Genomic DNA, 13,228 nt, shown 5'->3' on the forward strand with positions numbered 1-13,228 from the left:
GTATCGCCAGGAAAGAAGTTGGGAGCGCAGGGAGATCGAAAGAAGGAGGCTGACATGACCCCCACGGTCGAAAAGGACAATGTCCAGCCGGCACCGCCCGATGGGCGGAAAACGCAGAACATCACGACCGATACCGTCCGGCAGGGGCCTGCGGGATGGCGGGTTCTCTACGTCCTGATCCTGGGAATGGGCGGTGCGGCACTGGCCTGTTTCGTTGCCTACATGATCTGGACATATGTCCGATAGGCAGGTCCCTTGGCTTGTCGCAGGGGTTGCCTTTGGCGGTGATGCCGACATCGATGGCCTGCCGGAACAATAGCGCCGACGCCCGGTTTGAGAAACGGTCGCGGGCACCGGCTCAGAGCTTCTCGCGACGTTCAGCGTCGAGCCCGGAGGCGGATCCATGGCACCACGAGCGAATTGGAAGGGGTTCTTGAAAATCGCCGAGGTCACGTGTCCGGTTGCGCTCTATACGGCCGCATCGGCTTCCGATCGCATCGTGTTCCACACGCTCAACCGTGCAACCGGTCATCGCGTCCATCGCGTCTTCATCGATGGCGAGACCGGCAAGACCGTGCCCCGGGATGAACAGGTCAAGGGCTATGAGACGGCGCCCGGGGACTATGTGGTGCTGGAGCCCGAGGAAGTCGCCTCGGCCGTGCCGGAAAGCGACAAGACGCTCGCGGTCGACGCGTTCATCCGATGCCGGGAGATCGATGATATCTATTTCGACAATCCCTATTATCTCGCCCCTGCCAATAGCGAGGCTGCAGAAGTCTATGCCGTGATCCGCGACGGCATGAGGGACAGCCAAGTCGCGGCATTGGCCAAAACCGTGTTGTTTCGGCGGGTTCGGACGGTGTTGATCCGGGCGCAGGGACCAGGCCTAACCGCGACCACGCTCAATTTCGATTATGAGGTGCGTGCGGCCGAAGAGGTCTTCGACGAGGTTCCGGACCTCGCCATCAAAGGCGAGATGCTGGATCTGGCCGAGCATATCATTCGAACCAAGTCGGGCCGGTTCGATCCATCGAAATTCGAGGATCGCTATGAAGAGGCTCTCGCCGACCTGGTCAAGGCCAAGATCGAGGGAAAACCGGTTCCTATCCGCAAGGAGCCCGTGCGCGAAAAGGTGGTCGATCTGATGGCCGTGTTGCGGGAGAGCGCCGGGCTGGTAGGGGGCAAAACGGCGCAGCGGTCCTCGGCGCCGGCCAAGGTCCGCAAGACCGCAGCGCGCAAGACGCGTGCGAGCAGGACCCGCACCGCTCGACGCAAGGCGAGCTGACATGAGCGCGCTCGAGCCCTATCACCACAAACGCGATTTCAAGGTGACGCCCGAACCGAAGGGACGAGCCGGGCGCAGGCGCGGCAACAGCTTCGTGATCCAGAAGCACGATGCCAGGCGGCTGCATTATGATTTCCGGCTCGAAATGGACGGCGTGCTCAAGAGCTGGGCGGTGACCCGAGGTCCCAGCCTTGACCCCGGCGAAAAGCGCCTTGCCGTGCATGTCGAGGACCATCCGCTCGACTATGGAGATTTCGAGGGAACCATTCCCAAGGGGGAATATGGCGGCGGCACGGTGATCGTCTGGGATCGCGGGACCTGGCAGCCGATCGGGGATGCGCATCGGGGCTATGACAAGGGGCATCTCGAATTCGAGCTGAAGGGCGAGAAACTTGCCGGCCGCTGGCATCTGATCCGCATGCGCGGCAGGCCGCGCGAAAAGCGCGAGAACTGGCTGCTGATCAAGGGCGATGACGAAGCCGCTCGCCCGTCGGACGCTCCCGACATTCTCGAGGAGCGGCCGGAATCGGTAAAGACGGGCCGCCAGGTTGCAGAGGTCGCTGGCGAAGAGCCGGGCTGGTCGTCGAGGACCGGGAAGATCGCGCCCAAACGCAGGCGAGCTCAGCAATCGGAAGGGCGACGAGAGCCTGGCGCCGTCTCCGATCCGGCCTCGATCAAGGGCGCCAGGAAGGCGCCGATGCCGGATTTCGTCGAGCCGACACTCGCGACGCTGGTCGCCAAGGCGCCGGCAGGTTCCGATTGGGTCCACGAGATCAAATTCGATGGTTACCGTCTCCAGGCGCGCATCGAGGCAAAGCGAGTGAAGCTGCTGACCCGCAGCGGGCTCGATTGGACCGAAAAGTTCGGCGAACCGGTGCGCGCGGCGTTGCAGGCCTTGCCGGCAGGTTCGGCACTCCTCGACGGCGAGCTGGTGGTCGAGGCGGGCACGGGCGCTTCGGATTTTTCCACCCTTCAGGCGGATCTGAGCGAAGGCCGTTCCGACCGCTTTGTCTATTACGGCTTCGATCTCCTCTATCTCGACGGCTATGATCTCAGGGCCCTGCCGCTCATCCGGCGCAAGGCGCTCCTGCAGCAATTGCTGGCTCAGTCCGCAAAGGAACTCCGCTTTTCCGATCATTTCGAGGAAAGCGGTGCCATGGTCCTGCGCCATGCCTGCCGGCTGAGCCTCGAAGGCGTCGTCTCCAAGCTTCGCTCCGCCCCCTACCAGTCGGGGCGAGGCCGGAGCTGGGTGAAGTCCAAATGCTCGGCGCGCCAGGAATTCGTGGTCGGCGGCTACGTGCCGTCCTCCACGTCCCGAACGGCGATCGGTTCGCTCGTCCTTGGCGTCTATCAGGGCGACGAGTTGGAGCCGGTCGGCCGCGTCGGCACCGGTTTCACCCGTTCGGTTGCCGAAGACCTGTTCCGGCGGCTGGAGGGCATGCGTATCAAGCAAAGCCCGTTCGGCCGGCCGCTCACGGCCGAGGAAGGCCGGCAGGTACGCTTCACGCGTCCGGACTTGGTGGCCGAGGTGGAATTCCGGGCCTGGACGGCCGATCGTCATCTGCGCCATGCTGCCTTTCGCGGTCTTCGTGAGGACAAGCCGGCAAGAGAGGTCGTCAGGGAGACCAGAAAAAAGGCAGGAACCATGGCTGCAGCACCGCGCCGTACCGTGAAGCTCACCCATCCGGACCGGCTCTATTGGCCCCAGCAAGGCGTGACGAAGGAAGGACTTGCCGATTATTACGCCGAGGTGTGGCGCGTCATGGCGCCCTTCGTCGTCGGCCGGCCGCTTGCCTTGCTGCGCTGCCCCGATGGCATCGAAGGACCGCGCTTCTTCCAGAAGCATGCCTGGAAGGGGGTGAACGAACATATCCTTCAAGTGAGCGATCCCAAGGACCGGAATGGCGAGCCCCTGATCGCAATCGAAGATCTCGATGGCCTGGTCGGCCTGGTCCAGGCGGCCGTCCTGGAGATCCACCCCTGGGGATCGACGCTCGCCGACTGGGAGCGGCCCGACATGATCACCATGGATCTCGATCCGGGTGATGATGTCGCCTGGAGCGAGGTGATCGCGGCGGCCGAACAGGTGAAGGAACGCCTGGAACAAGCCGGGCTTGCTGCCTTCGTGAAGACATCGGGCGGCAAGGGGCTGCATGTGGTCGCTCCCCTGAAGCCGAAAGCCGGTTGGCCGAAGGTCAAGGCCTTTGCCAAGGCCCTTGCCGACGCCATGGCCGCCGACAGTCCGGATCGTTTCGTCTCGACCATCACCAAGGCCAAGCGCCATGGCAAGATCCTGATCGATTATCTGCGCAACCAGCGCGGCGCCACGGCGGTTGCGCCCTATTCGACGCGGGCGCGGCCCGGTGCCGCCGTCTCCATGCCGATTGCCTGGGAGGAACTGGCGCCGGCGATAGGCCCTGCCTATTTCACGGTGATGAACACGCCGACGCGGCTATCGGCACTTGCTGCCGATCCCTGGGCGCATTTCCGCGAGGCGGCCGTGCCACTCGAGGCCCGCGCGGCGCGCAAGGCTGCCTGAGCAGGCGAGCGCCGTACCTGCTGGAATCAGCGCCGCGCCTCGCGCGCCAGGCTCTTGCGCAGGGCATCCATGATACTGACGACCTTGCCGGGCTCCTCGCTCTTGCGCGCGGCCGCCGACCGACGCCGTCCTTTCTTCTTGGCGGCGATAATCTCGAGAAGGCGCTCCTGCACCGGGTCGCGAACCATGTCCCGGTTCCAGTGTTTGGTACGCCCGTCGATCAGTTTTTGCATGAGCTGCATCGTGGGGCGATCAGGGCTGAGATCGCCGAGATCACCGAAATAGGCGCGGGGGTCACGGACCTCATCGCCGAAACGCAGGGTCCACACGACGATGCCCTTGCCGCGGGGCTCCAGCATCACCGCGCGTTCGCGCCGATACATCACCAGGCGGGCGATGCCGACCGTCTTCGTGGTGGTCATGGCGTCGCGAATGACCGCGAAAGCCTCCTCGCCGACGGGATCGTCGGGCGTGAGATAATGCGGCTTGTCGAGCCAGATCCATTCGATGTCGTCATGCGGGGTGAACAGATCGATGTCGATGGTGCGGGTGCTCTCCAGGGCGACGGCTTCGATCTCGTCCTCCTCGAGCATGACATAATCGTCCTCGCCGCGCTGATAGCCCTTGATCTCGTCCTCCTCGTCGACGCGCTTGCCGGTGACCGCATCGACATATTGGCTAACGATGCGATTGCCGGTTGCCCGGTTGAGCGTATGGAAACGGACCTTCTCGCTTTCCGAGGTCGCCGGTGTCAGCGCCACGGGGCAGGTGACCAGCGAGAGCTTCAGGTAACCTTTCCAGAACGGACGAGAAGCCATGGGGTTTTCTCCTGGAGGCGGGCACTTTCATGCCAGGGCGCCTTTTTTGCACTCTGTCGCGACCGGTCTTCACCTCGGGTTCATCCGGCCTCCCGAACGAAGGTGTCGGCATTCGTCGTCACCGCATGCGGCCAGGGGCGCTCGGTGATGCGGGCGTCCAGATCGAGCCGGCCGGCGGAGATGACGTGCCAGACCGTGTGGAGGCGGTCGTCCCGCAACAATCCGCTATAGGAACACAAAAGGTCCCCGCCAGCGGTCGACGCCGTAAAGGCAAAGCTGATGCACTGTCCCAGATGAATGCCGCAGACCGCGATTTCGGTGCCGTAGAAACCGCTATCGAGGAGTGCCGTCTTGAAAGTGCCGATGATCCGGCCTTCTGCATCTTCGGTCACGGTGAGGATCGAGCCATACTGATTTTTCCATTTGCCTATCCAGCCCATGCCATCCTCCATATTGGCCCTTCCGCCGCTGCCGGCGCAGTCCCGCGGGGAGAGGGGAGTCGTGGCGGCGGGATGGCGTGCGTTCGGGACGCATGCGAAAAACCTCTTCTGAAGGAGAACGAGCCTGGACAAGGATTGTTTCATGCTGCGGCCCGGCAGCCGGCAGAAGCCAGTTGGTCTGGGTTTCGACGGGCCAGCCGATGTCGCCTCTGCGCGATGCTCGAGGAACTTCGCATCTGCCTGGTGGTTAGGTGCTCGTTTTCAACGCGAGCGGCACCCCATGATGGATATCCGAGAAAATATGGAAGTCGTCGATGCCAATGGCCAACATGTCGGTATCGTCGAAAAAGTGGAAGGCACCCGGATCAAGTTGAGCGGCCATGACATGCTGGATCCCCGGAAGCCCTTTCTCGACATGTCTCAAGTCTCCACCGTCGAGGGCAACAAGGTGAAGTTGCGGCAGAAAGTATCGGCTGTTTCGACGCGAGCTTTCCTGTCTTCCGAAGGATAGGCGCTCCGAGGACCGATGACATCGAGTGAAGCCCTTTTGCTTTCAGCGAGCCATGGGAAGTCGCTAGGACTTCCCATGGCATTTCAGTGCCCCTGCCGGGGCATGATGATGCGGTTTCTCCTCGTCGCGGCGGAGATGTTCTCAATTCTTCGTCTGCGACGTATGATTCGGGGGTGAATCAGGTGCGGTGCTTGGACTTGAAACCGCCCTGGCGGGAACATAGGAGCCGGCTGATGCCGAGCATGCGAATGTCACAGGGCGCTTGACATGGGCATGACGCCTCGCCCGCGAACCACTGGCTTGCGGCAATTCCTCGAGCTTGAGCAGCAGCGCGAATGGATAAAGGGCAAGATCGATTTACCGGACATAGCCGATCGCTCGGAGTCCCTGGAGCATCGATTCAAATATGCCGCTCGATTTGCAAAGCTGCTTTGCCGTCCCCAGGCAAAGGAAGTGTTGGAGATTCTCAGGCTATACGGTCCAAATTGTATTCCGATCCTGCGCAAGACCGAGCGTTACTACTGGTCGGTTTCCTGTCTGCCGTCGACCTCGGACAAACCGCTGATACGCGTCAATGCGAGCTGGATGGAGCTTTTTACACTCTATGCCCAGGGCGAGGATGTCCGCGCCAGGTTCATCGTGCATCTTTCGGATTTCACCAAAGATCGTTCCGCCACGCCGAGCCAGGTCGACGAGCCCTTTCTCGAGCAAAGCGTCGCGGCGCCGGAGGACGTCAGTTATTTCTTCCCGCGCGGTGCGGACATGTTCGGCATCAATGTGCGCGGCTCCGTCTCGGTACGCCAGTTCCTCGCGAACGGCCGCGTCTTGCGTGCCATTCGGACCTTCAACCTGACGCATATGAACCGAGGTCGGAACGCCTACCAGGCGAGCCATTGCTACAGCGTGGCGGACTACATGCTGGCAGATTGAGAGGCTGTCAAAGGCGTGCCGGCCTGGCGAACGCCGCAACGCCGCATTTCGAGAAGTCGAGGTGACAACGAAAGCATGTTTACGCTTGACCATCTTGCCTGAACCGTGATGGCCGGTTTGCACCCTCATGTCGGTCGGGACGGTCGGAATAGCCATCATCCTGACAGCAGACATATCAGAACATGGGTCGATGAGCGGGAAGTGTCTGCAGACCTGGCTCCGCTTCTTGGATGTGTCGGACATCGGTATCGAGCTTGCCGTCCCTGTCCTTGCTTATGGGATCTTGGCTTATGGGATCTTGCGGAAAAATCTGGGGTACGATCCCAGTTTTCGCGTCATTTCACCGATTGAATAACTTATTATCTTTAGTAATTTGCACCGATAAATCTGAATTTCGATGCAATCATACCCCTTTGGGTAATAGTCATCTGAAGATTTATTGGGGATGTTGTTGTTCATCCACCGCGACGCAGCGTGTGGAATTTGTCAGCGGCCGGCACAACCATGCCCGGTCCTGACCTTCCAATAATCAGTCGACAGCCGCCGGGGGTATTGAGGTGACTCCGTTGGACGGTGCGGTGCGGCAAATTTTCGCCCACTCAACCTCCCTCCCGGCCATAAGGAGCAAGAAATGGGCTACGTTCCTGTGACAGTCGGCGACCAGGTCGAGGTCTCCGGCGGCAATATTCCGGTCGGGACCACCCTGACCGCAGGTCAATGGGTCATCAGCACAGCCAATACCTATCTGCTGACCATGCAGACGGACGGCAATCTCGTGCTGTACCAGGTGATCGGCACACCTCCCGAGAGTGGCGGGAGCTTTACCGGCTTCGCGCTGTGGTGGACCGGCACCGATGCCAATGGCGGCAAGACCTTTTCCGTCCAGACGGACGGCAACCTGGTCGTCTATGACGGCAACGGGTCCCCCGTCTGGTCTTCCGGCACGGTCGGCCAGCCGGCGGCCAATTTGACCGTGCAGAATGACGGCAACCTGGTGCTCTACTCCGCCCAGCTCGCGGTGCTATGGGCAACCTATACGAATGACAGCCAAGTCTGGCCCAAGTCGAACTGGAGCTACATCCAGTACAGCCTGTCCGAGCAAGGGCAGGCGCCCCTGGTCCTCACCGCAGGCAGCGGCGGCCTGACGCTCACCCCGCCGCAGACGGCAGCGCCTTCGCAGATGTGGCAGCTCACCCCGGACGGCCGCTTGCTCAGCGGCCTGCTGGGAGGCCAGGTGCTGACCTTGCAGACAGCCAGCGACGGCACGGCCAGCCTGGCCCTCGCCACCCAGACCATGCCCCCGGCGGGTGCGCAGATCTGGGTCCTCAGCAGCGCACTGGAGGCCGTGGCCATCACCGCCTTGGATGCGGCTCTGGCCCTCGGTGTTGCCAGCGACGGCATCTCCGTGCAACCGCAATCGCTCACCGGTGCGCAGGCGCAGCAATGGTTCGTGATGCCGGCCAATCCACTGCAGGCGATCATCGCGCTGCCCCCGGCAAACCCGTCCTTTCCGGTTTTCACGACGGAGCAGCAACAAGTCTATGCCGAGATCAACCAGCGGCTGAACCTCGCGCCTTCGACCTTGCGCGAGCAGTACACCAATTTGAATGCTGCCATCGGCAGCTATCAAACCAGCGTACTCGGGATGAAATTCGACTCCTTCCAGCCTGACGTCTGGAAGCCCGTCGTCGAGCAGCTCAATCGTGAGATGACCGCCGTCATTGTCGTGCACAACCTGTTCAACAATTATAGCACCTTCCACAACGCCCTCTTCGCGGACCAGAGCGACCTGCTGTCCGAACTCATTGCCCTGGCCGGTTTCGAGACCGGGGACGATCAGACCACGGGGGTCTGGGGCGTCATCATCAACATCCTCTCCTCGATCGTGTACACCGTACTTTCGGCGGACCCGGCGACCGCGGTGGCGGCCAATATCATCCAAAGCGCGGTGAATGTTGCCGTGGCCGCGAGCGATGTCAGTACGCAAAGCATTACCGCAAGTCCGTTCCAGGTCACTGCCGCCCAACTTGCGGGCCAGCTCAGCGATTCCCTTGAGGCCCTTCTGACGACCGTCGGGGATATGGCAACGACGATCCTCACCGATTGGACCAAGCTCCAGGCGGCAGCCAAATTGGGCATATCGTTTGCCCCCAATGGGCTGGCGTGGCCGCCTCTCACCACCGCGGAACTCGTCAAGCAGGCCAAGCCGAGCTACGTCGCCTCGGTGATGCAGATGCTGTTGCAGGCCAAATTCCGCATCTATCAATACTCAACCAGCAATGGGAGCGGATCGGGCTTTGCCGGCCAATATGGCGATGCTCCGAGCTACGGCAAATACGCATCGTCCCAGCCCGATGGAAGCAGTGTTTGCTATTGGATTGCCGACGCGAACGACTATGGCACCTATCCGTCCAGCCAGGCCATGGATGTCATCTGGGGCGCAGGTGTTCCGCAAAATGACTTCTTCGCCGGCAATAATGGCTGGGGGCTGTCTAAGGCCGTCTATGAACCGACTGGCGCCCCGCCCTTCGACATCCTGGCGGTCGCGATCACCAATCTCACGCCCAACATGCTGACGATCGCGGCGGACTGCACGGAAGGCTCGCTGCTCTCGCCGGCCAACACCGTACTGGCGCCTTACAGTACCGTGTTGCTGCTGGGACAGTGCCTCAGCAATATCAAGGGGCAGGCGATCACCTTCACGCTCTATGACCCGTCCGCCGGCCCGACCGCAGGCGATCTGATCGCCCAGTTTTCGACGCATCAGCATCCTGGCGGGATCGTTGTCGGCGATGTCTGGGCCGATGGCCAGATCGAGGCTGGCAACTACACCCTGACCTCGCCGGTCTGCTACACGGGTTCCATCGGCCAGGGTTATTCCGGTTCCGTGCAGATTGCGGTGGCCCGGACCTGCTGACGGCACCATCCGGCAAAGCCGGTGGTGGAATTCGATGAGTGCGGGGGCAGTGTCACGTTGGCAAGACTTTGACGTGGCAACAGCGTGGCTGGCCCTCGCGCTCATTTGTACGATCTCTTCCAGCCTATCTGCAGGTGTAGCCGCCATCGATGGGTAGCGAGACGCCGGTGATCATCGATGCCGCATCGCTCAGCAGGAACACGATGGGGGCAGCAATCTCGTCCTCCGTCGCCCAGCGGCCCAGCGGCATGTTCTTCAGGAAGGGTTCGGCAACTTGGGGTTGGCTCCAATGTCCTGAAGATATCGGCGTCATGACCACGGTTGGGTTCACGCTGTTGACGCGAATATTGTATTTGCCCAGCTCAAGCGCCGAGACGCGCGTGATGTTGTCGAGCGCGGCTTTGGACGAGCCATAGGAGATGTGACCGTCCAGGGCCACAAGGGCGGCCTGGCTGGAAACGTTGACGATCGCGCCGCCCTTGCCAAGCCGGACCATCGACTGGGTGGCATATTTGGTGACGATCAGAGCTCCGCGGGCGTTGATGCTGATCACCTTGTCAAAAATCGCGATATCGCTGTCCATCGGGGTGGCGATTTCTCCGCCAAAGCCGCCGCAATTGACGACGCCCCACAGGTCGAGCCCTTCCAGTGCGTTGCGGATCTCCTCTTCGGATGCCAGGTCGAACGCCAGCGTGCTGCAGCCTGTTTCCTTCGCGATGGCATCCAGCGCACTGTGCGAACGTCCGCTCGCGATGACCTTGGCGTTGGCCTTGACGAGATGGCGCACGGTGGCGCCTCCGATGCCGCCACTGCCGCCCGTGACCAGGATGGTGCGCCCGTTGAAGTCGGTCATTTGTCGTCTCCTTTGCAAGTCCTTGTGGTGTCCGAGGCATCTGCGCGGCGTCGCCGGCGGCACGAAGCCGGTTCGTCAGTTCGTCTGTGAAACGCGCAGGCCTTCCGCGTTGAACAAATGGCAGGCTTGCCGAGGGAAGGACAAAGCAACCTGATCCCCCGCCCGGGCACGGCGGCCCGCGCTGTCGCGGATCACCAGGGCTTCGTCGTTGCAGCGCAGATGAATGAAGGTGTCGCTGCCCAACATCTCGACCATGTGGGCCTGGCCGACGTAATCGGCTGGCCTCCCGTCGAGGGAATAGGTCACATGCTCCGGCCTGATACCCAAGGTTACCTGGTCTCCAGGCTTCAAGCCCGTGGCCGGGGAGACGCGCACATGGGCCCCGATTTCCAACCCAATGGATAGGTGTCCGTCGTCGAGGGTTTCGACCCTGCCTTTCAGCAGGTTCATGGCAGGTGAGCCGATGAAACCGGCGACGAAGAGATTGGCTGGCTTCTCATAGAGTTCCAGCGGCGGGCCCACCTGTTCGATACGGCCGGCATTCATCACCACGATGCGGTCGGCCAAAGTCATGGCCTCGACCTGGTCATGGGTGACGTAGATCATGGTGGATGCGAGTTCTGCCTTGAGCCGGGCGATCTCGAGCCGCATGCCGACACGCAACGCCGCATCGAGGTTCGACAGGGGCTCGTCCAGGAGGAAGAGCTTGGGCTTGCGCGTAATCGCCCGCCCTATCGCCACGCGCTGGCGCTGGCCGCCCGAGAGCTCCCGTGGCCGGCGGCGAAGATAGGTGGACAGGCGCAATTTGTCGGCCACCGTCGCGACCCGCTCCGAGATCTCGCTGCGCGGCGTGCGGGCGATTTCCAACCCGAAGCCGATGTTCCGGCTGACATCCATGTGCGGGTAGAGTGCGTAGGACTGGAAGACCATCGCCACGCCGCGCTCCGTCGGCTCGGCCGCACTCATATCGGTACCGTCGATGAGGATCCGGCCCGAGGAGATCGGCTCGAGCCCGGCAATGATCCGCAACAGGGTTGACTTCCCGCAGCCCGAGGGCCCGACGAGCACGCAGAACTCCCCATCGGGTATGGTCAGTGAAAGCTCCGGTATGACCGAGTAGTTTCCGAACCGCTTGGTGATGTTGTCGATCGATAGCGTGGCCATGCCTCAGCCTTTCACCGCGCCGGCCAGCAGACCTCGGACAAAGGCTCTCTGCACCAGCACGTAGAGGAAGATCAGGGGGAGCGCGATCAGGGTGAGGATCGCGAACAAGGCGCCCGGGTTGGCCATGTAGAGGCCGGAATACTGCATCGGAACGATGGTGAGCGTTTTCATCTCGGCCTTGGTCAGGACGATCAGGGCCAGGAAGAATTCGTTCCAGGTCACGATGAATTGCCAGATGGTCACGAAGACCAGGGCCGGGCGTACCAGCGGCAGCGCCACGTGCCAATAGGTCTGCCAGGGGGTGCATCCGTCGACGCGCGCCGCTTCGAACAGCTCCTGCGGCGAGTCCTCCATGAAGGCCTTGAGGATCACCATGGCGAAGGGCACGCCAAGCGCGGCATAGGGCATGATCAGGCCGATATAGGTGTTGATCCAGCCGAAATTCTTCAGAAGGATTGCAAGGGGCAGAACCAGCGAGGCGAGGGGTACCATCAGCGTGGTCAAAAGGGCCGTATAGATGAAAAGCGTCCCTCTCAGGCGCAGTACCGCGCAGGCGAACGCAAAAAGCGAAGCGATCGCCACCACGATCGCCACGGTCGCAACCGTGACGATGAGGCTGTTCAGGAAGATCCTGCTGAGAGGATTGTCCCGGATCACCGTCACGAAATTGTCGAAGGTGACGGGCCAGGTGACGAGAGAGGGGTCGAAGGCCTGGGCAGGGGTCCGCAGTCCGATCGAGAGCATGTAGATCTGTGGAACCATCCAGAGCGCCAGTACGATGAACAGTACGAGGTGGATGACAAACGAGCGGACCTGGTTGCGCGTGAGGTTGTTCATCATCCCTCCTTCTGCGCAGGCGTGAGGCGGGCGCCGAGGAGGACGATCTGGATCAGCGAAAGCACCAGAGCGAGCAGCAGGACGATAACCGAGAGCGCCGCTCCGCCTCCGCTGTCGTTGAGGACGAAGCTCTGCTTGAAGATATAGGTGCCGAAGACTTCGCTGGCGTGGTTGGGCCCGCCGCCGGTCATCAGATGGACGATCGGGAAGGTTTGCAGCGTACCGATGATGCCGAGCAACAACAGCGACTTGGTCGCCGGCGCGAGCATCGGTATCACGACATTCACGGCCAGGCGCCAGCCGCTGGCGCCGTCGATACGGGCCGCATCGAGGATTTCGCTCGGCATGTTCGCAATGCCGGCGATGTACATCAGCATCGAAAACCCGGTCCACTGCCAGATATTCACGATGATGAGGGCATAGATCGCTGTCTTGGCATCGCCGATGGGCGAGGTCGACATCACGATCCCGACATGCTTCAGATATTCCTGGGCGATGCCATAGTAAGGCGCATAGATCTGGACCCAGACGAGGCTGACGACGGAAACCGACGTCACCACGGGCAGGAAGAACATCGTACGGAAAAAGCCGCGCAATCGATTTGTATGGCGTTCGATGAAATAGGCGAGCAGGCCGCCGATCAGCATCTGCACCGGGATGGTGATCACGGCCCAGAGCGTCATGTTGCGGACGACCACCCAGAATGTCGGGTCGCGCAGGACGCCGATGTAGTTTGCCGACAGGCTCAGCGAAGGCACGCCAGCCGCATCCTTGGTATAGAAACTCTGGCCCAGAACCCAGAGGATCGGATAGGCGATGAAGACGACGAACAACGCCACTGCCGGGATCACGAAGCCGTAGCGACCCAGAGCCCTCCTCGAGGAGGAAGATTTCGTCGTCGCGATCGCATGTCCAGCCATCCCGGTTCCTACTG

General features: G+C 61.7%; 12 protein-coding genes. 6 read left to right on the forward strand and 6 right to left on the reverse strand.

What is annotated here, in order from left to right:
• Positions 1 to 54 precede the first annotated feature (54 nt).
• From ACIGJE_RS27135 to ligD, 3 genes are all read left to right on the forward strand, one after another.
• Positions 55 to 246: a hypothetical protein gene (locus ACIGJE_RS27135; protein ID WP_483680909.1), complete on the forward strand. Its 192-nt coding sequence runs from the start codon at positions 55 to 57 to the stop codon at positions 244 to 246.
• Between the two features lie 157 nt (positions 247 to 403).
• Entirely contained in the window at positions 404 to 1,285 is an 882-nt protein-coding gene (gene ku, locus ACIGJE_RS27140) for a non-homologous end joining protein Ku (protein ID WP_483680911.1), read from the forward strand.
• A gap of 1 nt (position 1,286) precedes the next feature.
• Entirely contained in the window at positions 1,287 to 3,824 is a 2,538-nt protein-coding gene (gene ligD, locus ACIGJE_RS27145; protein ID WP_483680913.1) for a DNA ligase D, read from the forward strand.
• Positions 3,825 to 3,850: 26 nt separating this feature from the next.
• Here the strand turns inward: ligD and ku (ACIGJE_RS27150) are convergent, their stop codons facing one another.
• On the reverse strand, positions 3,851 to 4,642 hold the full coding sequence (gene ku, locus ACIGJE_RS27150; RefSeq protein WP_483680915.1) for a non-homologous end joining protein Ku: 792 nt from the start codon (positions 4,640 to 4,642) through the stop codon (positions 3,851 to 3,853).
• An 80-nt stretch (positions 4,643 to 4,722) separates the two neighbouring features.
• Positions 4,723 to 5,082: an avidin/streptavidin family protein gene (locus tag ACIGJE_RS27155; RefSeq protein WP_483680917.1), complete on the reverse strand. Its 360-nt coding sequence runs from the start codon at positions 5,080 to 5,082 to the stop codon at positions 4,723 to 4,725.
• A 142-nt stretch (positions 5,083 to 5,224) separates the two neighbouring features.
• On the opposite strand from ACIGJE_RS27155, the gene ACIGJE_RS27160 reads away from it, so the two are divergent.
• The 3 genes from ACIGJE_RS27160 to ACIGJE_RS27170 all read left to right on the forward strand — a co-directional run bounded on the left by ACIGJE_RS27160 (position 5,225) and on the right by ACIGJE_RS27170 (position 9,440).
• A complete protein-coding gene (locus tag ACIGJE_RS27160) occupies positions 5,225 to 5,593 on the forward strand; it encodes a DUF2171 domain-containing protein (RefSeq protein WP_483680919.1) in 369 nt (122 codons plus the stop codon).
• Between the two features lie 267 nt (positions 5,594 to 5,860).
• The gene (locus ACIGJE_RS27165; protein WP_415082089.1) at positions 5,861 to 6,523 is read left to right on the forward strand and encodes a hypothetical protein; all 663 of its coding nucleotides are present in this window, start codon (positions 5,861 to 5,863) and stop codon (positions 6,521 to 6,523) included.
• Positions 6,524 to 7,154: 631 nt separating this feature from the next.
• Complete coding sequence (locus tag ACIGJE_RS27170; RefSeq protein ID WP_415082087.1) at positions 7,155 to 9,440, forward strand: hypothetical protein; 2,286 nt, start codon at positions 7,155 to 7,157, stop codon at positions 9,438 to 9,440.
• Between the two features lie 124 nt (positions 9,441 to 9,564).
• Here the strand turns inward: ACIGJE_RS27170 and ACIGJE_RS27175 are convergent, their stop codons facing one another.
• The 4 genes from ACIGJE_RS27175 to ACIGJE_RS27190 all read right to left on the reverse strand — a co-directional run bounded on the left by ACIGJE_RS27175 (position 9,565) and on the right by ACIGJE_RS27190 (position 13,214).
• Positions 9,565 to 10,293 carry an SDR family oxidoreductase gene (locus tag ACIGJE_RS27175; protein WP_415082282.1) on the reverse strand — a complete coding sequence of 243 codons (729 nt, stop codon included), beginning with the start codon at positions 10,291 to 10,293 and terminating at the stop codon, positions 9,565 to 9,567.
• Between the two features lie 75 nt (positions 10,294 to 10,368).
• Entirely contained in the window at positions 10,369 to 11,457 is a 1,089-nt protein-coding gene (locus tag ACIGJE_RS27180) for an ABC transporter ATP-binding protein (protein ID WP_415082085.1), read from the reverse strand.
• A 3-nt stretch (positions 11,458 to 11,460) separates the two neighbouring features.
• A complete protein-coding gene (locus ACIGJE_RS27185) occupies positions 11,461 to 12,297 on the reverse strand; it encodes a carbohydrate ABC transporter permease (protein WP_415082083.1) in 837 nt (278 codons plus the stop codon).
• Positions 12,294 to 13,214 carry a carbohydrate ABC transporter permease gene (locus tag ACIGJE_RS27190; RefSeq protein ID WP_415082081.1) on the reverse strand — a complete coding sequence of 307 codons (921 nt, stop codon included), beginning with the start codon at positions 13,212 to 13,214 and terminating at the stop codon, positions 12,294 to 12,296. Before ACIGJE_RS27190 ends, ACIGJE_RS27185 begins: the two co-directional genes overlap by 4 nt.
• Positions 13,215 to 13,228: the final 14 nt, after the last annotated feature.

This window comes from Labrys sp. E2SS-1L (genome assembly GCF_057073705.1).